Origin of the sequence: Acidovorax radicis N35 (assembly GCF_000204195.1) — a bacterium.
GTDB classification, from domain to species: domain Bacteria; phylum Pseudomonadota; class Gammaproteobacteria; order Burkholderiales; family Burkholderiaceae_C; genus Acidovorax; species Acidovorax radicis.
The window spans coordinates 199,631-221,809 of record NZ_AFBG01000024.1; the positions used below are offsets into that span (position 1 = coordinate 199,631).

Annotated in this window: 22 protein-coding genes; 4 read left to right on the forward strand and 18 right to left on the reverse strand. The window is 65.0% G+C overall.

Going from position 1 to position 22,179, the window contains the following annotated elements; genetic code table 11:
- Positions 1–51: 51 nt before the first annotated feature.
- The 7 genes from ARADN35_RS0124155 to ARADN35_RS0124185 all read right to left on the reverse strand — a co-directional run bounded on the left by ARADN35_RS0124155 (position 52) and on the right by ARADN35_RS0124185 (position 7,051).
- On the reverse strand, positions 52–1,221 hold the full coding sequence (locus tag ARADN35_RS0124155) for an MFS transporter (RefSeq protein WP_010466763.1): 1,170 nt from the start codon (positions 1,219–1,221) through the stop codon (positions 52–54).
- 22 nt (positions 1,222–1,243) lie between these two features.
- Positions 1,244–1,876 carry a hypothetical protein gene (locus ARADN35_RS0124160; protein ID WP_010466765.1) on the reverse strand — a complete coding sequence of 211 codons (633 nt, stop codon included), beginning with the start codon at positions 1,874–1,876 and terminating at the stop codon, positions 1,244–1,246.
- Between the two features lie 4 nt (positions 1,877–1,880).
- Complete coding sequence (locus tag ARADN35_RS0124165; RefSeq protein WP_010466766.1) at positions 1,881–3,368, reverse strand: aspartate aminotransferase family protein; 1,488 nt, start codon at positions 3,366–3,368, stop codon at positions 1,881–1,883.
- 38 nt (positions 3,369–3,406) lie between these two features.
- A complete protein-coding gene (locus ARADN35_RS0124170; protein WP_010466768.1) occupies positions 3,407–4,048 on the reverse strand; it encodes a class II aldolase/adducin family protein in 642 nt (213 codons plus the stop codon).
- Complete coding sequence (locus ARADN35_RS0124175; protein WP_010466770.1) at positions 4,045–5,664, reverse strand: xylulokinase; 1,620 nt, start codon at positions 5,662–5,664, stop codon at positions 4,045–4,047. Before ARADN35_RS0124175 ends, ARADN35_RS0124170 begins: the two co-directional genes overlap by 4 nt.
- Position 5,665: 1 nt before the next feature.
- Positions 5,666–6,547 carry a TorF family putative porin gene (locus tag ARADN35_RS0124180; protein ID WP_010466772.1) on the reverse strand — a complete coding sequence of 294 codons (882 nt, stop codon included), beginning with the start codon at positions 6,545–6,547 and terminating at the stop codon, positions 5,666–5,668.
- A 75-nt stretch (positions 6,548–6,622) separates the two neighbouring features.
- Positions 6,623–7,051: a DUF2147 domain-containing protein gene (locus ARADN35_RS0124185; RefSeq protein WP_010466774.1), complete on the reverse strand. Its 429-nt coding sequence runs from the start codon at positions 7,049–7,051 to the stop codon at positions 6,623–6,625.
- 127 nt (positions 7,052–7,178) lie between these two features.
- On the opposite strand from ARADN35_RS0124185, the gene ARADN35_RS0124190 reads away from it, so the two are divergent.
- From ARADN35_RS0124190 to ARADN35_RS0124200, 3 genes are all read left to right on the forward strand, one after another.
- Positions 7,179–7,889 (forward strand): TetR/AcrR family transcriptional regulator, encoded by a 711-nt coding sequence (locus tag ARADN35_RS0124190; RefSeq protein WP_100199524.1) that lies wholly within the window; start codon positions 7,179–7,181, stop codon positions 7,887–7,889.
- 131 nt (positions 7,890–8,020) lie between these two features.
- Positions 8,021–8,680, forward strand: a complete 660-nt coding sequence (locus tag ARADN35_RS0124195) for a response regulator transcription factor (protein WP_010466778.1) — start codon at positions 8,021–8,023, stop codon at positions 8,678–8,680.
- Positions 8,681–8,768: 88 nt separating this feature from the next.
- On the forward strand, positions 8,769–10,559 hold the full coding sequence (locus tag ARADN35_RS0124200) for a hybrid sensor histidine kinase/response regulator (RefSeq protein ID WP_010466780.1): 1,791 nt from the start codon (positions 8,769–8,771) through the stop codon (positions 10,557–10,559).
- Between the two features lie 61 nt (positions 10,560–10,620).
- On the opposite strand, the gene ARADN35_RS0124205 is transcribed toward ARADN35_RS0124200, so the two are convergent.
- From ARADN35_RS0124205 to ARADN35_RS0124250, 10 genes are all read right to left on the reverse strand, one after another.
- Complete coding sequence (locus tag ARADN35_RS0124205; protein ID WP_010466781.1) at positions 10,621–11,751, reverse strand: acyl-CoA dehydrogenase family protein; 1,131 nt, start codon at positions 11,749–11,751, stop codon at positions 10,621–10,623.
- Between the two features lie 42 nt (positions 11,752–11,793).
- A complete protein-coding gene (locus tag ARADN35_RS0124210) occupies positions 11,794–12,462 on the reverse strand; it encodes an SDR family oxidoreductase (protein ID WP_029414370.1) in 669 nt (222 codons plus the stop codon).
- A 236-nt stretch (positions 12,463–12,698) separates the two neighbouring features.
- Positions 12,699–13,331, reverse strand: a complete 633-nt coding sequence (locus tag ARADN35_RS0124215) for a pyridoxamine 5'-phosphate oxidase family protein (RefSeq protein WP_010466783.1) — start codon at positions 13,329–13,331, stop codon at positions 12,699–12,701.
- Between the two features lie 113 nt (positions 13,332–13,444).
- Positions 13,445–14,497: a hypothetical protein gene (locus ARADN35_RS0124220; protein WP_010466784.1), complete on the reverse strand. Its 1,053-nt coding sequence runs from the start codon at positions 14,495–14,497 to the stop codon at positions 13,445–13,447.
- Between the two features lie 46 nt (positions 14,498–14,543).
- Positions 14,544–15,737, reverse strand: coding sequence for an acetyl-CoA C-acyltransferase (locus tag ARADN35_RS0124225; RefSeq protein WP_010466786.1), 1,194 nt, complete (start codon positions 15,735–15,737; stop codon positions 14,544–14,546).
- Positions 15,738–15,808: 71 nt separating this feature from the next.
- Positions 15,809–17,614: a bifunctional isocitrate dehydrogenase kinase/phosphatase gene (gene aceK, locus ARADN35_RS0124230; protein WP_010466787.1), complete on the reverse strand. Its 1,806-nt coding sequence runs from the start codon at positions 17,612–17,614 to the stop codon at positions 15,809–15,811.
- A 37-nt stretch (positions 17,615–17,651) separates the two neighbouring features.
- Positions 17,652–18,311, reverse strand: coding sequence for a carbonate dehydratase (can, locus tag ARADN35_RS0124235; RefSeq protein WP_010466789.1), 660 nt, complete (start codon positions 18,309–18,311; stop codon positions 17,652–17,654).
- Between the two features lie 36 nt (positions 18,312–18,347).
- Positions 18,348–19,538: an isovaleryl-CoA dehydrogenase gene (locus tag ARADN35_RS0124240; protein WP_010466791.1), complete on the reverse strand. Its 1,191-nt coding sequence runs from the start codon at positions 19,536–19,538 to the stop codon at positions 18,348–18,350.
- Between the two features lie 41 nt (positions 19,539–19,579).
- Positions 19,580–20,041 carry a PaaI family thioesterase gene (locus ARADN35_RS0124245; RefSeq protein WP_010466793.1) on the reverse strand — a complete coding sequence of 154 codons (462 nt, stop codon included), beginning with the start codon at positions 20,039–20,041 and terminating at the stop codon, positions 19,580–19,582.
- 42 nt (positions 20,042–20,083) lie between these two features.
- Positions 20,084–20,479 (reverse strand): MerR family transcriptional regulator, encoded by a 396-nt coding sequence (locus ARADN35_RS0124250; RefSeq protein ID WP_010466794.1) that lies wholly within the window; start codon positions 20,477–20,479, stop codon positions 20,084–20,086.
- 129 nt (positions 20,480–20,608) lie between these two features.
- On the opposite strand from ARADN35_RS0124250, the gene ARADN35_RS0124255 reads away from it, so the two are divergent.
- A complete protein-coding gene (locus ARADN35_RS0124255) occupies positions 20,609–21,688 on the forward strand; it encodes an MBL fold metallo-hydrolase (RefSeq protein WP_029414371.1) in 1,080 nt (359 codons plus the stop codon).
- 118 nt (positions 21,689–21,806) lie between these two features.
- Here ARADN35_RS0124255 and ARADN35_RS0124260 read toward each other — a convergent pair.
- The coding region (locus ARADN35_RS0124260) for an ATP-binding protein (RefSeq protein ID WP_010466798.1) at positions 21,807–22,179 on the reverse strand (373 nt) is incomplete at its 5' end.

Genomic DNA, 22,179 nt, shown 5'->3' on the forward strand with positions numbered 1-22,179 from the left:
TTGCGAAACCCTACCCTGGTAGGGTGACCCCCATGACCCGGTGAAAGGCGCTCATGGCAGCGACCTCAGCGCCGGCGCACTGCGCGGCGCTCGCCCCACCAGCACCAGCGCAGCCGCTGCAAGGGCGAAACCCGCGCTGAGCAACGGCACGGCACTGGCGTTTTCACCTTCGACAATGAACGAGGCCGTGAGCGGACCGAATGCACTGCCCAGCAGTTGTGCTGCAGGCACCAGCCCGGCCAGGCGCCCGCTGGGGTCGGCACGGAACGCCAGGCCAATATGAAACGGCAGCATGAAAAGCCAAACAAAACCGAACAAGGCACAGGCCAGGGCAAAGTCCCGCGTGTTGCCACTGGGCAACTGGTGAGCGGCAGTGGTGACGATGGCGAGCAGCACGGAGCAGGCCACCAGCGTGGACACCACGGGCAGGCGCCTCACGGCCAGCGCGGCCAGGCTGCCCCCCACCACCTGCATGGCCAGCACGGCGGCAACCAGGGTCTGCGCGCTGCGCGCATCGAAACCAGCGGCCTTGCCCAAGGGCTCCAGGTACGCCCAGAACGAACCCAGCGTGGCCAGCTGCAGAAACACCACGGCCAATGGCTGAAGGGTGGCCGCCGACCAGCGAAACCCCGACACCGCAGGCGGCGCCAGCGGCGAGAGGCGCGCCGGTTGCACAAACGCGAGCAGACAGGGCAGCAGCGCCAGCAAGCCCAGCGCCACGAAACCGCCACGCCAGCCCCAGTGGGGAATGATGGCATGGGCCAACACCACGCCCAGCAACGCCTGTGCCAGGGTCTGCGCAACGAAGAAGATGCCGCCCACGCGCGCCGGGTTGGCGGTGCGCACGACCACGCCGGTGGTGCCCCAGATCAGCACACCTTCGGCCAGGCCAGCAGCCGCTCGCACGCCTGTCAGGGCGCCGTCGCCCGTGGCCAGCAGCGTGAGCAGATCCAGGCCCGCTGCGCACACCCCGGCAACGAAGGTGATCGACCGCAACCGCGCACCCGGCAATAGCGCGTCGCCGAGCACCACGCCGAGGCCCAGCATGATGATCTCGGCCATGGCCACAATGCCCACGCCCTCCAGACTGACCTGCCGGGCTTCGACAAGTTCGCCCAGGAGAATGGGCTGCACGCCCACCATAAGCACGGCAATGGTGCCGACCGCCAGCGCGGCAACCACCTGCGCTGCGGACATCTTTACATCGTGGTTGGAGGACATGGGAAGCCCTTTCTGGGGGAGGTCAGTAGCCTTTGCTTTCCTCGGGCAGCTGGCCCTGCAGGAACCGCGCCAACGCGCGCTGCTCATCTTTCGCAAGTCGCCGGTTGGCGACCCAGCGCACGATCCAGGGCAAGGCACGCACGCGCCCACCCCCGGCCACGGCCAGCACGTAGGCCTTGGCACACTTCTCGAACAGTTCGGCATTGAGCGCCAGGCGCGTGGCGGTCATGCCAAGGCACACCGGGAGCCCTCGCACCAGCAGCACGTTGCCTCGCCCCTGCAAGACCGCCGCTGCATCGCCCATGTCTGCGCTGGCCGGTCCCATGGGGCCCAGGTGGCGCGCCTGCTCGTCGAACACCTGCGGCATCGCGCCACCAAAGTCCGCCAGGCAGCGTCCGAAAGCCCCTCCGCCGACAGCAATGGCGCCCACATCGCCGCGTTTGGCGTAGGCGGCGGCATGCACCTGGGCGTCGTGCGGCGCGGTCCGCCAAGGCACACGTTGGGGCGTGGCGCCGGACGCGAGCCCAAACCACATCGCGTCGCTGCCCGGTATGCGCAGCGACAAACTCGCGCCCTCGCTGTCCAGCAAACGCTTGGCTTGCAGCCTCTCGCGCAGCGGGAGCCACTGTGCGCGCACGTTCTCTTCGAAATCCATGGTGTCAGACCAGCTTGAAGACATCTTCGAAACGGTTCAGCGCATCATCGATCACCTCGTCGGTGTCGGCCAGGCTGGTGTAGATGCGGCTGCCAGCCAGCGTGATGAGGCCATGCGCGGTGTAGGCCGCACCCATCTCTTCCATCATGTGCTTGCGGCGCTTGGCTTCGTCCTTGGCCTTGAACAGCTTCCACAGGCTGCTGGTGTCCAGCAGCAACACGCCCGAGGTCTGCAGGTGCACGATGGATCCCATGTTGTAGGTCACGTAGGGCAGGCCGAGGCGGTGGATGATTTCCTCCAGGCCCTGGCGCAGCCGGTCGCCCGCGCGGCCTGCCACACCCGCAGCATCGGTGCGCTGCGCCTCCAGCAGCGCGAAGTACCCGGCCACGCACGACAGCGGGTTGGCCGACAAGGTGCCGCCGACAAAAGCACGCTTGGCAGTGGTACCGATGCCCCCCACCAGCATCATCATGATGTCCCGGCGCCCGCCGATGGCGCCGGCCATCGGGTAGCCACCGGTGAGGCACTTTCCGAGCACGGTGAGGTCGGGCTGGACGTCAAAGTAGGCCTGCGCACCACCTGCCCCCAGCCGAAAACCCGTGACCACCTCGTCAAAGATCATCAGCGCGCCGAACTCGTCGCACAGCTTGCGCACCTGGCGGTTGTAGTCGGGGTGCACCGGGCGTGTGCCGCTCTCGGGGCCCAGCGGCTCCAGCAGCACGGCAGCGGTGCCACCGCGCAGGCGGTTGATCTGCAGTTTGCTGCGCAGCGCATCCAGGTCATTCGGGTTGCACTCCTGGGTGCTGCCGGTGGCGCCGCGCGGGATGCCCACGGCTTCCATGCGGCCAGTCTTGGGCAGGCGCATGCCATAGACGACCTGGTCGCTCCAGCCATGGTAGGCACCGCCGACCTTGATGACCCACTTCTTGCCGGTGTAGGCACGGGCCAGGCGCACGGCGCCCATCACAGCCTCGGTGCCCGAACCGAGCAGGCGCACCATGTCCACCGCCGGCATGGACTGGCACACCAGCTCGGCCAGCTTGACTTCGTATTCGTGCAGCAGGCCGGTGACCGGGCCGCAGGAGTCCAGCACCTCGTTCACCTTCTGACGCACCACCGGATGGTTGGAGCCGAGCAGCGTGGGACCACCGGCCTGCAGGAAATCGATGTAGCGGTTGCCGTCCACATCGGTCATGTGGGCGCCCTCAGCCTGTGCGACGGCCAGCGGGAACGGGTGATTGAAAGCCAGGTTGTGCTGCACACCACCGGGAATCACGGTCTTGGCCCGTTCGGACAACCGCCGCGACCCCTGGCAGCGCTCATCGAAATACCGCATCACCTGCGGCATCTTGTCTGCGCGGATGGGCCGCATCGGCTGCTTGACCAGCTCGTCGAAGCGGCGATAGAGATGGCCGACATCGGGCCAGGCCGAAATGGCAGGGCGAGGCGCGGTGGCCGATGCGGCGGTGTGAACAGAGGCAAGGTTGCTCATGGCTTGGTGGCTGGGTAGCTGAGGTTCGGGGGGTTGGGTCAGGCTGCCAGCGCGTCAACGATGCGCTGCAGGGCCGGTTGCGCGAGAGGCTCCCGCTCCGAACGTGCAGAGATCGCGTGCAGCAACAAGGTCTTCGACAGGGCTTCGAGGTCTTCGACCGCCTGCAGGGCCGCCCAGGTGGTCGCTGCGCAGCACAGCACGCCGTGGTTGAGCATGAGGTAGGCGTTGGTGTCGGGGCGCAGCGCGCGCGCCAGCCGGGACGATAGCCAGCCGCTGCCCGAGGGGGCATAGCCGACCACAGGAATGCGGCGGCCCAGCGAGCGCTGCATTGGCCCGGCCGGCACCGTGAGCGCCTGTCCGAGCAATGCGCAGGCGCTGGCCACGGGCTGGTGGGTGTGGATGCTCGCCTGCACGTCGGGCCGCGCGCGCAGCACGCGGGCATGCAGGCCACTTTCGACCGAGGGTGTGCGTTCACCTTCCACCTGCTGCAGGTCCGCCAGGCGCAGCACACACACATCGGTCGCGGTCATCGTCAGGTAGTCGGTCGCCGAGGGGGTGACGGCGATGTGCGCTGCGTCGATGCGCAGCGCGATATTGCCGCCGGTGCCCGAGAAGTGGCCCCGGTGCGAAAGTTCGACACACAGCTCGACGACAGTCTGGCGGATGTTCTGCGTGTTCATGCAGGGGCTCCTTGGGGTGCGTTGATGCGGTGGTACAGCGGCGCCAGGCGGGTGCGCACTTCCTTGAAGGTTTCGAACTGGTCGCCATACAGGCGACGCAGCGCGCTGGAGGGTTCGTAGATGGTCCGCGTCCGCCGCAGGGGGCCCAGGTCGGCAAACGACAGCGCGCCCATGCCCACTCCGGCGATGAAGGCGGCTCCAATGGCATTGGTCTGGATGGGGTTCTCCAGCTGGCGGATCGGCTGGCCCGTCACGTCGGCCATGATCTGGCACCACACGTCAGACTGCGCGCCGCCGCCCACGGCCGTGACGGTGCCCGCGTTGCGCCCGAGCAGGCGCGCAAAGGGTTCGAGCATCCAGCGCGTGTTCAGTGCCACGCCTTCCAGAAACGCGCGAAAGATGTCCTCGCGGGTGTGCTCCAGGGACATGTTGAGCAACCCGGCACGCAGGCGCGGGTCGTCCACCGGTGTGCGCTCACCCAGCAGCCATGGGGTGTAGATCAGGCCCCGCGCGCCCGGAGGCACACGCGCGGCAATGCGGTTCAGCACCTCGTAGACGGCGGGATGCTCTTCGTCGCTGGCGAGTTCATCGGGGTGGTACAGGATGCGGTCGCGCAGGAACGACAGGTTGGCACCAGCCGTGGACTGCAGCGCCATGGCCAGGTAGCGCCCATCCACCGCGCTGGGCACGGCCGCAATTTTGTGGCGCACATCGGTTTTCATGAAGGGCACGTGCGCCCCCAGCCACGATGAGGTGCCCAGGTACAGATGGGTCTCGAAATCGGCCACGGCCGCACCCACCGCCACCGCAGAGGTGTCCACGGCGCCCGCGACGACCACGGCCCCGGGATTCAGCCCCAGGGCCTGTACGACGTCCGGCAGCAGCGGCCCCAGAACGTCGGTCGAATGCACGATCTCCGGCAGCTTGGCCGCGTCGATACCGAGCAGGCGGATGAGGCCTGCGTCGTAACGGACCTGGTGCGGATTGCGGTTGTCGGTGACCCAGGAAGTCACCGCAGAATCCTGCGTGGCACAGAAGCGGCCGGACAGGCGCAGGTTCAGGTAGTCGAGCACGTTGAGGAACTTGTAGGTGCGCTCGTAGCGTTCGGGCTCTTCGTCGCGGATGTAGGCCATGTGTCCCGCCGAGTCCCGCCCCGACAGAGAAGGCGCCCCACCAGTCAGCCGCAGCCAGCGCCACAGCTTGAGCGGCGCGTAGCCTTCGATGCGTGGCCCCCGCCCGCGCACCCGGCGTGCCATGGCGGCCGCACCGCGCGAATCCAGCCAGGTCAGCGCACGCCCCAGCGGCTGGCCTTGGCGGTCCACACACACGGTGCCTTCCGTCTGGGTCGAGCAACAAACGGCCACCACACGCTGCCTCAAGCTGGTCTCCGCGCCAAGCGCCTCCCCTGCACTGTGCAGGAACGCAGCCCACCAATCCTGCGGGGCCTGCTCGGCCAACGCGCCCTGCACGTGCAGCGGGACCGCATGGAAGGCCCAGGCGTGCACCGTGCCGTCCAGCGATACCAGGGCACATTTGCAGCCTGAGGTTCCCAGGTCCACGGCCAGCACCAGCCGCCCATCGGCCCGGTCGGGCACGGTATCCAAGGGTGGGCCCATCTCAGAAGCTGCGCGAGACGGAAACCACAAGGCGGTTGTTGTCGGTGGCACGCAGTCGGGTGCCATCCAGCGCGATATAGAGTTCGCGCACCCTGGTGCGAGTGGTCATCCACTCGGCGCTCCAGTGGAAGCCCCAGCGCTTGTGGGTGACCCCGATGGAATAGTCCGAGAAGTCCGCCTCCTTGAAGTTGGCGATCTTCTGGTAACCGGCATGCAGGTTCACTGTGGTGGTCGGGTTCAGCGCGTATTTGTAGCCCAGGTCAAACAGCCAGCTGCCGCGCGAGTTGTGATCGCCACGCGCATAGCAGGCCAACCCTGGCGTGGGATCGGCCATCAACGACACCATGGTGCCGCAGACCCCACCGGTGTTCGCCCCCCGGTAGGTCTTGGAGATCACATTCATGACCCGCGCCTCCAGCGCCCCGTAGCCAATTTCGGCCACGGCGAATGCGCTGTCGTATTTGGTGCTGCGCCAGTCCGTGGGCGCGCCAGTGCCCATGTCAAAACCATGGGGAGCCTGAAATTTCGCCCCCGGAAACAACTCGGCGGCCAGGCCCGCACCATAGTGCCAGCCATCGGGGTCCCCGAAACGATACCCCCCCGCCAGAGTAACCCCAAGGCCCGCTCCGTCCAGAAACTGCTTCCTGCTGACCGTGGCGAATTCAGCCAGCCCGACCAAGCCACTTTCGTGGACGGCTTGCACGCTGAGCTTCATGCCGGGGCCGTTCAACGAGTCCGACACACCCCGGCTGCGCTGGTCGGTGGTGAACTTCACTTCTGTGTTGACCGAAAAGCTGGCGGTCTCTTCGGCAAGCGAAGGCGTCGCGGCGCTCGCCAGCACGATGGCGGCGATGGCCCAGGGGATGGGGCGGGTGAAGTTCATGGAGTGCTCCTTGGTTCGAGGATTGGACGGCTCACAAATCGTCTTGTGCGAAAGATGGGTGGGTGGGAAAGCGGATCAGGAAACGGGTTCGCACGACGGCGCGACCGGCAAGGCGGGCACGCGCTTGAGCTGCTCCGTCTGGCCCAGGACTTCCACCCCCACGAAAGCGCGGATGCGCAGCTCGTCGGCATTGGCGCGCACAACGCCCTTGTACTTTTTGTTTTCGCGCGGGTCGTAGACCCAGCCTTCGCGCCAAGCCTCTTTTTCGTAGCGGCCAAGCTGCGCAACCCGCACATTGCAGGTGCTGGCAGGCGTGCCGGCGTCCTTGTCCCAGACGATGGTTCCGCACAGCGCACCGGGCGCATCGGCACAGGGCGCGAACCGGATCACCGCGTCGTTCTCGGGAGTGATCCACAAGCCCTTGGCGTCATCGGGCCCAGCGGCTTGCGCCGACACAGCCACCGAGCAACAGACAAGGGCCAGCAAGCGGGTCAGGGTCTTCATGAAGCACGCCTTTCTTGGGCCAGGACAAGAACCATTTGGATAGTCATGGCTAGTATATAGTTATGACTACTTTTTTATACCAAAAAATTTACTGGGACAATCCCTGATGCCGCAGTTGCTCCGCCCGATGCCCTCCACCCGAAGCCCCCAACCCTCGCTGGCCACCAAGAAGCAGCCTGCACAGCAGCGCGCCACCGAGACCTATGAGCGCATCCTGGAGGTGACGGCGCAGACATTGGCCGACGTCGGCATCGAGCGGCTGTCCACCAACCTGGTGTGCGAACGCGCCGGGCTCACGCCGCCCGCGCTCTATCGCTATTTCCCCAACAAATACGCGCTGCTGTCCGAGCTGGGGCAGCGCCTGATGCAGGCCCAGAACGCGCGTGTGGACCGCTGGATCACGCTGGAGGTGTTCAACGGGGGCGTGGAAAGCCTGGAGCTGGCGATCGAGGGTCTGATCATTGACACCTACGAAGCGACAGTACAGACCGTGGGCGGGGTCTGGATCATGCGAGCGCTGCGTGCGGTGCCCGCCTTGCAGCAGGTGCGGCTGGCCTCCCACGCCACGGTCACGCAAGAACAAACCCGCCTGCTCGCCCAGGCCCTGCCCGAAGCCGACGCCGCCGAGTTGCAGTTGGTCAGCCGCATCGTGGTGGAACTGATCTACGCCACCGTCGAGATGATTTTTGACGAGCCGCTGGATGTGAAAGCCGTAGCCCGCACCGTGGCGGGCATGATCGCCAGCCACCTCACCCGCGTCCGGCCGCAGGGCAGTGGGCAGCCACCCCACACACCCGCCAAGCCCGGCGGCACCCGGCCAAAGCCTGGCGCGGCCTGATCAACCGTGGAGGTGCGGCAAACCCTACCTCAGTAGGGTTTGCGCGCCACCGCGGCTGCGCCAAACTTGGCAGAATTTGCCCGCTGCATCCTGGCGCCCGGCGCCCGGGGCCGCAGCGCCACTGGCCTGCCATGTCACCCTACGCCCTCATCCTGGACGACCACCCGCTCGTAGCACGCGGCGTGGCCGAGTTTCTGCGCTCGCGGCTACCGCACATGGAGGTGGCAGTCGCAGAGCATGCGGACGATGTAGAGCCACTGATCGAGGCGCGTGGAGCGCCGGCCATAGCGCTCATCGACTTCTGGCTGGCCGACGGCGCCGCGCTCAGCCTCATTGCCCGCATCCGCACGCGGTGCCCCGCCACCGCCGTGGCGGTGATGAGCGGCGATGACGACCTCGCCGTGATCGATCAGGTGCGCGCCGCAGGCGCCCACGGCTTCATCCACAAGCAGGAGCCGCCAGAGACGTTTGCCCAGGCGATAGAGGCACTGCTGGGGGGCCTGGCCTGGTTCACTCCTGGCGCCAACACACAGCGCCCGGTGCGCAGCCGGGAGTTGCCCGTGACCCCGGCCGAGCTGGGCCTGTCGGTGCGCCAGGGCGAGATCCTGGCGCTGGTGTTGCAGGGGCAGCCCAACAAGCGCATCGCCCAGCAATATGCGCTGTCGGAGAGCACCGTCAAGGAACACATGACCGCCATCTTGCAGCGCCTGGGTGCACGCACCCGGGTGGAGGCCATCACGCGGCTGCGCGGGCGCCTGCTGGTGCTGCCGCAGCAGCCACCGCCGCCGTGATCGGGCACACCGCAGTGCCGCGTGGCATGGCATTCCATCCCCCCACGCTGCACCCACTGGAACGCGGTGGGGCCCAGCACGCACCGGCATGACCGCGCCTGCGACCGACCCGACCAGCGCCCAGGACGCCCCCAGCACACAAGGCTGGCTGCTGCTGCTCGAAGCCTCTTTTGCGCGCCTGCGGCTGGGCATGACGGTGATGCCCAGCATGGGGCTGCTGTTTGGCCTGCTGCTGGGCTGGGAGGGCGGGCCCGTCGCACCGCTGGTGGTGTGGGGAGCCGCGTACCTGCCGGTGCTGCTGTTCGTTCGATGGGGACACCGCCGATACCTGCACGAACGCACCCTGCGGTCACCCGAAGCCCTGCTGCTCACCTGGACCCGCCGCGTGCGCGGCCTGGCGCTGGCGCACGGGGTGGGTGTTTCGCTCTCGGTGGTGTTGCCGTTGGGCCAGGCCAGCTACGAATTCATGCTGCTGCTGTACATCACGCTGGCGGGCATTCTGGCCGGCAATGCAGCCCAGATGACCGCCACGCTCGCCGTCTACCGGATGTACTTCATGGGCGCTTTGGGTGGACTGGCGCTGATCCCCTGGGCGTTTCCCGGGCAGTGGCCATTTATTCTGCCCATGACACTGATAACGGCCGCCGTGATCTACCGCAGTGCCGTGAACTCGCACCGCTTCTTTGTGCGCCAGGTGGTGCTGGAAGAGCGCAGCCGCGACCTGGCCGAGCGCTACCGCGAGGCCAGCCAGGCGGCTGAACGGGCGCTCGCAGAGAAGAACCATTTTCTGACCACTGCCGCGCACGACCTGCGCCAGCCGGTGCATGCGATGGCATTGCTGGCCGAGGCCATCGCCTTGCACGGACGTGGCCACCCCCACATCGACAACCTGCTGGTGCAATGGCGGATGAGCATGCGGTCGGTGAACCACATGTTCGACGCGCTGCTCGACCTGTCGCGCATTGAATCCGGCGCGGTGGAGCTGCGCCCCGCCCCCGTGTCGCTGGCTGCACTGTTCGAGGACCTGCGAACCCAGTTCGCGACCGATGCCAGCGCACGCGGCCTGGTACTGCGTTTGCACCCACCACCGCCCGGCGCCACTGCACTGGCCGACCCGGCACTGGTTCGCCAGTCGGTGGCCAACCTGGTGCAAAACGCGCTGCGCTACACCCCAGAAGGCGGCGTTCTGGTGGGCGCACGGCGACGGGGCGCGCATTGGCGCATCGAGGTGTGGGACACCGGGGTGGGCGTGGCCCTGCACGAGCAGGCACAGATCTACCAGGCGTTTTACCGCCCCGAGCACGCCTGGCAGGTTCACCGCAGCGGGCACGGCCTGGGCCTGGCGGTAGTGGCGCGCTGCGTGGCGCTGATGCAGGCCAGGCAAGGGCTGCAGTCCCGATTGGGCAAGGGGTCGTGCTTCTGGCTGGAGCTACCCACCGCGCAGCAGGCCACCGCAACGCTGCCCACCGTACCCACCGCAGCACCAGGCACCAGCCCACCGTTGAGGGGCCGCTGTCTGGTGCTGGACGACGACCCGCATGTGCTGAATGCCTGGTCTACGCTGCTGATCACCTGGGGCATAGACGTGCGCCTGGCCTCCAACGCGGCAGAGGCTTTTGCCCACCTGGACACCGGCTTTGCACCCCATTCCATCCTGTGCGACCAGCGGCTGCGGTCCGGCGAGAGCGGCTTTGACGTGCTGCGCGCGCTGCTGGACCGCTGCCCCGACGCGCGTGGCGCGATGGTGAGCGGAGAGTACGACTCGCCCGAGCTACAAACCGCGCAGGACGAGGGCTACCTGGTGCTGCGCAAACCCGTGGATGTGGACGAGCTGCACGCGGTGCTCAGCCAGTGGCTGCGCGGGCAGAAATTTGAATAAAAACAGGCTCTAGCGCTTATCCAACAAGCGCAATTAGCTATTATTTATATAGCAAACAACATCAAGCCAGCGCGCGCTGGATGATGATCTTCTGCACGTCGCTCGTGCCTTCGTAGATCTGGCACACGCGCACGTCGCGGTAGATGCGCTCCACCGGGAAGTCGTTCACCACGCCGTAGCCGCCCAGCGTCTGGATGGCGGCGCTGCACACGCGCTCGGCCATCTCGCTGGCAAACAGCTTGGCCATGGCGGCTTCCTTCAGGCAGGGGCGGCCTGCATCACGCAGCGCGGCGGCGTGCCAGATGAGCTGGCGCGCCGCCTCGATCTGCGTGGCGCAGTCGGCCAGGCGAAAGCCGACGGCCTGGTGGTTGAAGATGGCGGTGCCGAAGCTCTCTCGCTCTTTCGAGTACGCCAGCGCCGCATCGAAGGCACTGCGTGCCATGCCCACACTTTGGGCGGCGATGCCGATGCGGCCGCCCTCGAGCGCGCCCAGGGCGATCTTGTAGCCCTCGCCCTCGGCGCCGATGAGGTTCTCGGCGGGGATGCGGCAGTTGTCGAAGTTGATCTGCGCGGTGTCGCTGGAATGCTGTCCCAGCTTGTCTTCGAGCCGCGCCACCACGTAGCCCGGCGCGTTGGTGGGCACGAGGAAGGCGCTCATGCCCTTCTTGCCCGCGCCTTTATCGGTGACGGCGATGACGATGGCTACATGGCCGTTCTTGCCGCTGGTGATGAACTGTTTGACGCCGTTGATCACGTACTCGTCGCCCTGTTTCACGGCGGTGGTGCGAAGTGCGGACGCGTCCGAGCCCACATGCGGCTCGGTCAGGCAGAAGGCGCCCAGCATCTCGCCACGGGCCAGCGGCGTGAGCCAGTCGCGCTTTTGCTGGGCGTTGCCGTAGCGCATGAGGATGGCGTTGACGGGGCAGTTGGTCACGCTGATGGCGGTGCTGGTGCCGCCGTCTCCGGCCGCGATCTCTTCGAGCACCAGCGCGAGGGTGACGTAGTCCAGATTGGCGCCGCCAAACTCTTCGGGCACGCAGATGCCGTACGCGCCCAGTGCAGCCAGGCCCTGGTGCGCCTCCTTGGGGAAGTGGTGTTCCTTGTCCCAGCGCGCGGCGTGGGGCCACAGCTGTTCCTGCGCAAAGTCGCGCACCGCGTCGCGGATCATTTCCTGGTCTTGGGTCAGCAGCATCGGGGTTGTCTCCAGAAGTCGTTGTGGGTTTGGTCGAAAGAATTACCAGTGGGCTGCGCGGCGTCCGTCGTGGTGCAGCAGGCGGCCCTTGTCGGCGGCCGTGACACCCGCCACGGTGGCACGCAGGCCGCGCACGCTGTCCTGCACCGTGAGCGCAGCGCCTTCGCCGCCCATGTCGGTCTGCACCCAGCCGGGATCGATGGTGATGAGGGTTGCGCCGGGGTAGTCGTGCTGCGCGGAGGCCACGGCCATGTTCAGCGCGGCCTTGCTGGTGCGGTACAGCCACGAGCCACTGCTCTGCACGCTGCCAATCTGCGACATGGACGAGGACAGGAACGCGAACACGCCCTGCGCGTCGGCCACCAGGGGGGCAACCTGCGGCAGCGTCTGCATGGCGCCCAGCACGTTGGTGTGCATGACGGCGTCAAAGTCCTGCTGCGTGGGTGGCGTGAGCGCGCTGGGGCGGCGGATGACGCCCGCCACATACCAGGCGGTCTCGATCTTTTCGCCGTCCAGTTGCCAGGCCAGCCCGCTCACGCTGGCGGGGTTGACCACGTCCACGGTCAGCACCTCGGCGCCCAGGGCCAGCACACGCTCGCGGCCCGCTTCGTCACGCACGGTGGCAATCACGCGGCGGCCCGCTTCGGTGTACTGGCGCACCAGCTCCAGCCCAATGCCGCGCGATGCGCCGATGACCAATATGGATTTCATGGGGGAAATTTGAATGAAATTGGGCTCTAGCGCTTATCTATCAAGCGCTAGAAGCTACAAATATAGGAGCAACCACAGCAACTCCATCGCATTGGTACACAGTGCGACGCACAACTCGCAGTCCACGAAACTGGCGCGGCCCAGGCGAGGGACACCTAGCAAGGGCCGCCCCGCAGCGAGGGTGTCGTCCCCCTTCAGGGGGAAGGCGCCGAAGGCGACTCAGGGGGTGCACCATGTCATGCATCGCCCAGTTGCTGCTCTTGCGCCAGTTGGGCGCGGTAGCGCTGCAACATGGCGACTTGCGACTCAGGCTCGGTAGCGAGGCCCATCTGGGCGTGAATCATCTCGCCCATCGTGGGCAGCGAGGTGCGGTCCACCTGCGCATCGGTCGACCACAGCCGCGAGCGCATGAAGGCCTTGGAGCAGTGCAGATACGCCTCGGCCACGCGCACTTCGATCACTATTTTTGGGCGCTGGCGCTCGGCCGTGAAGAAGTCGGTGTACAGCGCCTCGTCGCGCAGGCGCGCCGTGCCGTTCACCCGCAGGGTTTCGTCCACACCCGGAATCATGAACAACAAACCGATGCGCGGGTCTTCCAGCAGGTTGGTCAGGGTGTCGAGACGGTTGTTGCCCCCCGCATCGGGCAGCAAGAGCGTGTGCGGGTCGGGTGACTTCACAAACCCCGGCGCGCCGCCGCGTGGCGAGGCATCGAGCAAAGCACCATTGACTCCACCACTGGCCACCACGCAGAACGGGGACAGGGCAATGAAGCGCTGGCAGTGCACATCCAATTGCGGTTGCTGCTTGTGCAGGGCCCGCTCGCCGGGGGCTGCGTACAGGGCGCGCAATTGTTCGAGGGTTTCGATCATGGTGTGGCCTGCGAAGGTTGGTGGTTGATGCGGTGACGTTGAGGGTGAAAAAGGACCCGCGGCGCAGAGCGGGCGTCGGGCCTGTGGCGTGCGGCACCAACGCCCCCGCCTGCTCAGGGGCAATGCACGGAAAACTCGAAATAGCCCGACCATGCGGGGTCAAACGCAAAAGTCAGCTCCAACGATTCGGCCTCTTCGCGCAGCAGCAGGGGCGCCAGCGCTTGTTTAGCCAGTTGCTCATCGCCCACGTAATAGACCGCCTTGCGGCGACCGGCGCGGGTCAGGGTGTAGGCCATGATGCCCAGCTGCGGCAGCTCCAGCAGCGTGGCCGCCTGGTCTTGCAGGTCTTGCACGGCAGCCAGCTGATCGCGGTTGCCCACCGCCAGGTCCAGGGTCAGCGCGTAGGCCAGGTCGGCGCGCATGGCCACCGGGTTGGCGCTGCGGTTGACCATGACGATGGCCGTATCTTCAGCATCGTCACTGTGGCCGTCCTCATCGTCCTGCCCGCCAAACGACAAGGTCATGCCCGTCCAGTCGTGCTCGCCGCTGGGGAAGTCGCTGGTGCGGCCCAGGGTGTCGAACCAGTAGCGGTCGAACACGGGCACGAACTGGCTCAGGGGCACCCAGGGGGTCAGCGGGTCGGAGGCTTCATCCACAAAGTCCACCGCCCCCACCTTGACGGCAAAGTCGTATTCGCCCAGCACGTGGTCGAGCATGATGAACGCCATGTTGCGCGCGTGGTCCCGATAGTCCTCGGGGATTTCGCGGCCAAAGCGGATCTCCAGCGCGGCCTGCCCATCGTCCTGTCCGCAGGCGACCAGCACTTCGGAGGTAGCCAGCTCGAAACCGTCCATGCCAATGGGAAAGTCCGGCTGCGTGGTGCGCTCCCGAAATGCGCGCACCCGGTAGCTTTGCAGCGCGGGCGCGGCGGCCACCACCTGCATCAGCAGCGGAAAGTTTTCGGTGCTGCCGTGGGCGGTGACGATGAGGTCCACCACCACATCGCCGTCGCCGCCAGACATCTCCAGCGCGAGGCCGCTCAAGTGGCGCTCGATGAGCGCATTGGCCGACTCGACCCGCCCGCGCAGCGGCTGGGCCTGAAGCGATGCCTGGGCATCGGAAAAATCGCGCCAGAAAGCGGTGATCTCGGGAGATGGTGCAGTCATCACTGTCCTTGTGAAAAGAGCCAAATCATCCCATCTCCCTCCCGCATCAAACGAGTTCCAGAGCCACCGCCGTGGCCTCGCCACCGCCGATGCACAGCGTGGCCAGGCCCTTGGTCAGGCCGCGGGCCTTGAGCGCATACATCAGCGTGACCATGATGCGGGCACCGCTGGCACCGATGGGGTGGCCCAGCGCACAGGCGCCGCCGTTCACGTTGACCTTGTCGTGCGGCAGGTCGAGCTCCTTCATGAGCGCCATGGGCACCACGGCAAAGGCCTCGTTGATCTCCCACAGCTGCACGTCACCCACGGCCCATCCGGCCTTGGCCAGCGCTTTCTGCGTAGCACCCAGGGGGGCAGTAGCGAACCACTCGGGCTCTTGCGCGTGGGTGGCATGGCTCACGATGCGGGCCAGGGGCTTGCAGCCGAGTTTCTTGGCGGTGGATTCGCGCATCATCACCAGCGCGGCGGCGCCGTCGTTGATGCTGGAGCTGGAGGCGGCGGTGATGGTGCCGTCCTTCTTGAAGGCGGGCTTCAGCGTGGCGATCTTCTCGAGCTTGACCTTGCCGGGGCCTTCGTCGACCGACACCACGGTCTCGCCCGCACGGGTCTTGACGGTGACGGGCACGATCTCGGCCGCGAACGCGCCGGACTCGGTGGCCGCCTTGGCGCGCTGCACGCTAGCGGTGGCGAATGCGTCCTGCTGCTCGCGAGTGAACTGGTACTTGGCGGCGCAGTCTTCACCGAAGGTGCCCATGGAGCGGCCGGCCTCGTACGCGTCTTCCAGGCCGTCGAGCATCATGTGGTCGAAGATGCGGTCGTGGCCCAGGCGGTAGCCGCCACGGCCCTTTTGCAGCAGGTAGGGCGCGTTGGTCATGCTCTCCATGCCGCCGGCCACCATCACGTCGTGCGAGCCGGCCAGCAGCATGTCGTGCGCAAACATGGCGGCCTTCATGCCCGAGCCGCACATCTTGCTGAGCGTGACCGCGCCTGCGCCCTTGGGCAGGCCGCCCTTGAAGGCCGCCTGGCGCGCAGGCGCCTGGCCCTGGCCTGCCATCAGGCAGTTGCCGAACAGCACTTCGCCCACGGCGTCGGGCGAGACCCCGGAGCGCTCGAGGGCGGCCTTGATCGCGGCGCCGCCCAGGTCGTGCGCGGCCAGGCTGGAGAAGTCGCCCTGCAGCGAGCCCATGGGGGTGCGTGCGGCGCCGACGATGACGATGGGGTCTTGGGGGGATGCGGACATGGTGAAGCTCTCCTGGAATGGGTTCAGATGAAAGATCGGGGTTGAATCAAACGGGCTAAGGGACTAAGGGGCTAAGGGGCCGACGCGCCATGCGTGAAGCGCCGGTCTGCGTCGTAGGGAAACACGTCAAACATGTGACCCGCCTGGATGCGTTCCTTGTGCGACTGCCAGAACGCGGCGTCGAGCAGGTCGGCGTGGTGCTGCAGGAACACCTCGCGCACGGCGTCGTTGCCCAGAAGGAACGGGCCAAAGGTTTCGGGAAAAACGTCGCGCGGGCCCACGCTGTACCAGACCTCGCCGCTCATCTCTTCTTCTTCGTTGCGCGGCGTGGGTACGCGGCGGAAGTTGCAGTCGGTGAGGTATTCGATCTCGTCGTAGTCGTAGAAGACGACCTTGCCGTTGCGCGTGACGCCAAAGTTCTTCCAGAGCATGTCGCCGGGGAAGATGTTGGCGGCCACAAGGTCCTTGATGGCGTTGCCGTATTCGATGACGCTGTGCTCCATCTGCTGGCGCGCACGAAGATCGGTGAGGCCGGTGTCAAAGGCCTCTTGCAGGTAGATATTGAGCGGGATCATGCGCCGCTCGATATACAGGTGCTTGATGATGACTTCAGTCTGGCCGTCGCCATCGCGGTCGCTGATTTCGAGCTGGCTGGGGGCGAACTTCTCGATCTCGGCAATCAGCGCATCGTCGAAGCGGTCGCGTGGGAAGGCGACCTCGCTGTACTCCAGTGTGTCGGCCATGCGGCCCACGCGGTCATGCTGCTTGACCAGCAGGTACTTGGCCTTGATCTGCTCGCGCGTGGTTTCTTTCTGGTGCGGGAAGTAGTCCTTGATGAGCTTGAACACGAACGGGAAGCTCGGCAGGTCGAACACCAGCATCACCATGCCCTTGATACCGGGGGCGATGCGAAACTGGTCGCTGGAATGTTTGAGGTGGTACAGGAAGTCGCGGTAGAACAGCGTTTTACCCTGCTTGGCCAGGCCCAGGGCGTTGTAGATCTCGGCACGCGGCTTGCGCGGCATGAGGCTGCGCAGGAACTGCACGTAGGCACTGGGCACCTCCATGTCCACCATGAAATAGGCGCGGGCGAAACTGAACAGCATCTGCAGGTCGTCTTCGCCAAACAGCGCGGCGTCGATGTACAAGCGGCCAGCATCGTCGTGCAGGATGGGCAGCGCAAACGGCACCTCGTGGAAGCCGTTGATGATCTTGCCCACCACGTAGGCGCCCTTGTTGCGAAAGAACAGGCTGGTGAGCACCTGGATCTGAAAGTTGGCGCGCAGCCGCACCTTGTCGAGCCGGCCGCGCATGGCCGCCACCACGCAGGCGGTGTCTCGCGCCAAGTCCGCAAACTCACGCTGCAACTGGAAGTTCTCGATGATGGCCTGGAACGTCTCGTGCAAATTCTCGCGCGAGGGGTAGTAGGCCCGGTAGGTGGGGCGCGCTGCGGGCTCTTCGTTTTCGATGTATTCGGTGCTGACGGCGGGCCGCACAAAGATGAAATCGTTGTGAAAATGCGTGCGGTGCAGGATCTTGGTGGTGACCGAGTTGAAAAAGGTCTCGGCCAGCTCGGGCTGGTGGTGGTTGACCAAGAGGCCGATGTAATGCAGCTTGATCTGGTGCCACACGTCCATGGGCTGCGCGCCTGCGCTGAATTCCTTCTCCAGCCTGCGCACACACTCCTTCACGCGCAGGTCGTAGAACTCGATGCGTTCGCGCTGGGCCCGCTGCTGGCCGTGCCAGTCGCCGGTTTCGAAGCGGTGTTTGGCCCGCGCGGACTCGGTACGGAACAACCGGTAGTGCCGGTTGAAGCCGTCCATCATGGCCTTGGCAATGCCATAGGCCTGGGGCGCATCGAGCCGTTGCGGGAACATGGCAGGTGCTCAGCCGTTGCAAGGGGGCGGTGGTTGGCTATTGCCTTTTGACGGCCGCCACACCGGCAATCGCCGCCTTGTACAGCGAGTCCAGGCCTTCGGTGCTGCCCACGGACATGTGCAGGTTGTTGATGAGACCGTCCTTGAGCCCATAGCACCAGCCGTGCAGCGTGACCTTCTGGCCCCGGCCCCAGGCGTCGAGCATCACCGTGGTCTGGGCGATGTTGACGACCTGCTCGATGGCGTTGAGCTCGCACAGCACGTCGTGGCGCCACTCTGGGGCGGTGGCAGCAATCAGGTCGCGGTGGCGGTCACGCACGTCCTGCACATGGCGGATCCAGTTGTCAGCCAGGCCCACACGCGTGCCCTCTAGCGCAGCCAAAACACCGCCACAGCCATAGTGCCCCACCACCATGAGGTGCTCGATGTGCAACTGGTCCACCGCGTACTGGATGGTGGAAAGGCAGTTCAGGTCGGTGGGCACCACCACATTGGCCACGTTGCGGTGCACGAACACTTCGCCCGGCTCCAGGCCCGTGATCTGGTTGGCGGGCACCCGGCTGTCCGAGCAGCCGATCCACATGTACTTGGGTTTTTGCTGGGCCAGCAGGCTCGTGAAAAACCCGGGCCGCTCGCGCTCCATCTGGGCCGCCCAGGCGCGGTTGTGAACAAACAGGTCGTCGATCGAGGAGGGCATGTTGTCCTTGAGGAATCAGTAGAAAGGAAATGAAGCTCAGCAGGTTTCAGCGAACAGTTCGCGGCCAATCAACATGCGACGGATCTCGCTGGTGCCCGCACCGATCTCATACAGCTTGGCGTCGCGCCACAGGCGGCCCAGCGGGTATTCGTTGATGTAGCCATTGCCACCGTAGATCTGCACGCCCTCACCGGCCATCCAGGTCGCCTTTTCCGCACACCACAGGATCACGCTGGCGCAGTCCTTGCGCACCTGGCGCACATGGTCGGTGCCGAGCATGTCGAGGTTCTTGGCCACAGTGTAGGCAAACGAGCGCCCTGCCTGCAGCACGGTGTACATGTCGGCCACCTTGCCCTGGATGAGCTGGAACTCGCCAATGCTCTGGCCGAATTGCTTGCGGTCGTGAATGTATGGGATCACGTTGTCCATCACAGACTGCATGATGCCCAGCGGGCCGCCGGTGAGCACGGCGCGTTCGTAGTCCAGGCCACTCATCAGCACCTTGGCGCCCTGGTTCAAGCCACCGAGCACATTGGCGGCGGGCACTTCGACATTGTTGAAAACCAGCTCGCCCGTGTGACTTCCCCGCATGCCCAGTTTGTCGAGCTTTTGCGCAATGCTGAATCCGGGCATGCCTTTTTCGATCAGGAAGGCCGTGACGCCACGCGCGCCCAGCTCGGGTTCGGTCTTGGCGTACACCACGAGGGTATCCGCATCTGGGCCGTTGGTGATCCACATCTTGTTGCCGTTGAGCAGGTAGTAGCCGCCCTTGTCTTCGGCCTTGAGCTTCATGCTGATCACATCCGAACCCGCGCCGGGTTCGCTCATGGCCAATGCGCCCACGTGCTCTCCGCTGATGAGCTTAGGCAGGTACTTGGCCTTTTGTGTCTCGCTGCCGTTGCGGTTGATCTGGTTCACGCACAGGTTGCTGTGGGCGCCGTACGACAGGCCCACGGAGGCGCTGGCGCGCGATATTTCTTCCATCGCCACCATGTGGGCGAGGTAGCCCATGGCAGCGCCGCCGTATTGCTCGGGCACCGTGATGCCGAGCACGCCCAGGTCGCCCATCTTGCGCCACAGGTCCATGGGGAACTGATCGGTGCGGTCGATCTCGGCCGCGCGCGGTGCGATCTCGGCTTGCGCAAAATCGCGCACGGCATCGCGCAAGGCGTCAATGTCCTCACCCAATTGGAAGTTCAGACCGGGAAGGTTGGCAGGAATGCTCATGGTGGATGTCTCCTCAAAACAGATAAAGGAAGATGGCTTGTTCAGCCTTGGATGTTGTCGCGCCCAGTGACCGCCATGAGGGTGCACCCCATGGTGGCGACCAGCTTTTCTTGGCTGCCGTCGATGGCGAAGGCGCGGCCTTCGCACACGGTGATGGTGCGGCCGGGTTTCAACACCCGCCCTTCCATGCGAAATCGCTCGCCCTTGGCGGGGGCCAGCAAATTGATCTTGAATTCAATCGTGAGCACCGCAGCATCGGTTCCCATCAGGGTGAAACCAGCATACCCACAGGCGGAATCCAGCGCCGTGGCGACCATGCCTGCATGCAGAAACCCATGTTGCTGGGTCAGTCCTATGGCCCATGGCAGTTCAATATCCACCGCACCGGGCGCCACCAAACCAAGACCTGCACCCAGGGTCTGCATGGCGCCCTGGCGAGCAAAGCTGTCACGCACGCGGTCTGCAAAGTCGGCAGAGCGGGGCTCAAAAGGGGGCGTGCTCACAGCGGTCTCCTGATTTACGTTTACGTAAACGTCAATTATGAATCATTTTTGCTTTTCAACCTTGAGAAGCAGAGCCCGTGCCTCGTCTTCATGCTCCTGAACCTCCTCCAGATTCGCTTGCAGGTCGGCCATCTGTTCCTCTAGTTGCTTGCGATGCACCACGAGGACATCGAGGAATTTGCGCAACTGCACCCCGGTGTCTCGCGGGCTGTCGTAGAGATCAATGATCTCCTTGGCCTCCGTCAGCGACAGGCCGAGGCGCTTCGCACGGAGCGTCAGACGCAGCCGGGTGCGGTCGCGGGCGCTGTAGACGCGGTTTCTACCTGCGGCGCCTGTTCGTTCGGGCTGCAGCAGACCCATGTCTTCGTAAAAACGGATCGCTCGGGTCGTGAGATCAAACTCTTTGGCGAGATCGCTGATGGTGTAGGTGTTGGCCATGGGGTATTGCACGTGGCAGGGTCGGTTTCGCACAGGAGACAGCCCTGGTGCTGTCGGTCCCTACAATGCACTGAATGCATGACGTTTACGTTAACGTTAACGTCAATGCTAACCCATCAAGCCACCACCATGAATGCACTTGAACATCAGATCCACTATCCATTTGGCGATGTGCTGCCTCTGGAGGGCGTGGCAATGGAGATCGCGCCAGGCATCAAGTGGGTCCGCATGGCCCTGCCCTTCGCGCTGGATCACATCAATCTGTGGCTGCTGCGTGATCGGCAGCCAGACGCCTTCGGCAATTTGGTCGATGGCTGGACGGTAGTCGACTGCTGCATCGACAGCGCCACAACGCGGGCGCAATGGGAGCGGGTTTTTTCCAGCAGCCTGGAGGGTTTACCGATTCTTCGCGTGATCGTGACCCACATGCATCCAGACCATATCGGTTTGGCCCATTGGCTGTGCGAGCATTGGAAGGTACGTCTTTGGATCAGCGCCACCGACTACAACGTCGCGAGGACCGCCGTTTATGACCGCAACGGCTTTGGCGGTGAGGCGAGCGCAGATTTCTACAGTTTGCACGGCATGCAGGATGGCGAATTTCTCCAACACGTTCGAGGGCGCGTGTCGTACTTTCCCACTCTGGTTCCTGCGTTGCCTCCGAGCTTTCGCCGGATCATGGATGGAGACATCGTCGAGATTGGGGGATGCTCCTGGCGGTGCATCAGTGGCTACGGGCACGCACCCGAGCACATTGCGCTGCATTGCGCTGAATCGTCCGTCCTCATCAGTGGCGACATGGTTCTGCCACGCATTTCCACCAACGTCAGCGTCCATGCGGTGGAACCGGAATCCAATCCTCTGGAGCTGTTCCTGACCTCGCTGCTACGGTATCTTGAATTGCCTGCTGACACGCTTGTCCTACCGTCTCATGGCAAACCCTTCCAGGGCTTGCATGAGCGTATCCAGCAGTTACAAAACCATCACCGGGATCGACTGGCAGAAATCCTCGAGGCAGCGAAAGGAGGCCCTCTGTCTGCGGCCGATGTGCCGCCGATCATGTTCAAACGCAAGCTGGATGCCCATCAGATGACGTTTGCCATGGGCGAAGCATTGGCCCACTTGCACCTGCTTTGGTTTGATGGTCGATTGCAAAGGGTTCTGGACGCTGCGGGCGTTCACCAATTCCACTCCCCGCGCAAGGAATGATCGGCAATTGAGTTTGAAAGTCCTTGAGTGTTAGCGCCAGTGCAATCGTGATCAGCAGTGCCAGTCGAACATTGACCAGGGGCTAGAGCTGGTTCCATTTGAAGCCAGCTGTGGATAACTATAGGGTGGATGCTTCGGTAGGTCCTCCTTTCTTTGAAGTCGTGGTCAGTATGGCCGAGCCATCAGGCGAGGCCCTTTCCTCCGCGGTCTCGCTAACCTGGGCCGCTGCTGCCTTCTTGGTCTGCTCACGGGCCTTGATGCGCCCCTTGGCTTCGTGCGTGCTGTGGCGGAAGCGGTAGGACTCGTTGCCCGTCTCGATGATGTGGCAGTGATGGGTCAAGCGATCCAGCAACGCAGTGGTCATCTTGGCATCGCCGAACACCGTGGACCACTCCGCGAACGTCAGGTTGGTGGTGATCATCACGCTGGTGTGCTCGTACAGCTTGGACAGCAGGTGGAACAACAAGGCGCCACCGGCCTGGCTGAAGGGT

What these genes read in the sequence shown, in the direction of transcription:
- ARADN35_RS0124155 (WP_010466763.1), bottom strand. Translation starts at nt 1,221, where the DNA reads ATGTCCTCCAACCACGATGTAAAGATGTCCGCAGCGCAGGTGGTTGCC.
- ARADN35_RS0124160 (WP_010466765.1), bottom strand. Translation starts at nt 1,876, where the DNA reads ATGGATTTCGAAGAGAACGTGCGCGCACAGTGGCTCCCGCTGCGCGAG.
- ARADN35_RS0124165 (WP_010466766.1), bottom strand. Translation starts at nt 3,368, where the DNA reads ATGAGCAACCTTGCCTCTGTTCACACCGCCGCATCGGCCACCGCGCCT.
- ARADN35_RS0124170 (WP_010466768.1), bottom strand. Translation starts at nt 4,048, where the DNA reads ATGAACACGCAGAACATCCGCCAGACTGTCGTCGAGCTGTGTGTCGAA.
- ARADN35_RS0124175 (WP_010466770.1), bottom strand. Translation starts at nt 5,664, where the DNA reads ATGGGCCCACCCTTGGATACCGTGCCCGACCGGGCCGATGGGCGGCTG.
- ARADN35_RS0124180 (WP_010466772.1), bottom strand. Translation starts at nt 6,547, where the DNA reads ATGAACTTCACCCGCCCCATCCCCTGGGCCATCGCCGCCATCGTGCTG.
- ARADN35_RS0124185 (WP_010466774.1), bottom strand. Translation starts at nt 7,051, where the DNA reads ATGAAGACCCTGACCCGCTTGCTGGCCCTTGTCTGTTGCTCGGTGGCT.
- ARADN35_RS0124190 (WP_100199524.1), top strand. Translation starts at nt 7,179, where the DNA reads ATGCCCTCCACCCGAAGCCCCCAACCCTCGCTGGCCACCAAGAAGCAG.
- ARADN35_RS0124195 (WP_010466778.1), top strand. Translation starts at nt 8,021, where the DNA reads ATGTCACCCTACGCCCTCATCCTGGACGACCACCCGCTCGTAGCACGC.
- ARADN35_RS0124200 (WP_010466780.1), top strand. Translation starts at nt 8,769, where the DNA reads ATGACCGCGCCTGCGACCGACCCGACCAGCGCCCAGGACGCCCCCAGC.
- ARADN35_RS0124205 (WP_010466781.1), bottom strand. Translation starts at nt 11,751, where the DNA reads ATGCTGCTGACCCAAGACCAGGAAATGATCCGCGACGCGGTGCGCGAC.
- ARADN35_RS0124210 (WP_029414370.1), bottom strand. Translation starts at nt 12,462, where the DNA reads ATGAAATCCATATTGGTCATCGGCGCATCGCGCGGCATTGGGCTGGAG.
- ARADN35_RS0124215 (WP_010466783.1), bottom strand. Translation starts at nt 13,331, where the DNA reads ATGATCGAAACCCTCGAACAATTGCGCGCCCTGTACGCAGCCCCCGGC.
- ARADN35_RS0124220 (WP_010466784.1), bottom strand. Translation starts at nt 14,497, where the DNA reads ATGACTGCACCATCTCCCGAGATCACCGCTTTCTGGCGCGATTTTTCC.
- ARADN35_RS0124225 (WP_010466786.1), bottom strand. Translation starts at nt 15,737, where the DNA reads ATGTCCGCATCCCCCCAAGACCCCATCGTCATCGTCGGCGCCGCACGC.
- aceK (WP_010466787.1), bottom strand. Translation starts at nt 17,614, where the DNA reads ATGTTCCCGCAACGGCTCGATGCGCCCCAGGCCTATGGCATTGCCAAG.
- can (WP_010466789.1), bottom strand. Translation starts at nt 18,311, where the DNA reads ATGCCCTCCTCGATCGACGACCTGTTTGTTCACAACCGCGCCTGGGCG.
- ARADN35_RS0124240 (WP_010466791.1), bottom strand. Translation starts at nt 19,538, where the DNA reads ATGAGCATTCCTGCCAACCTTCCCGGTCTGAACTTCCAATTGGGTGAG.
- ARADN35_RS0124250 (WP_010466794.1), bottom strand. Translation starts at nt 20,479, where the DNA reads ATGGCCAACACCTACACCATCAGCGATCTCGCCAAAGAGTTTGATCTC.
- ARADN35_RS0124255 (WP_029414371.1), top strand. Translation starts at nt 20,609, where the DNA reads ATGAATGCACTTGAACATCAGATCCACTATCCATTTGGCGATGTGCTG.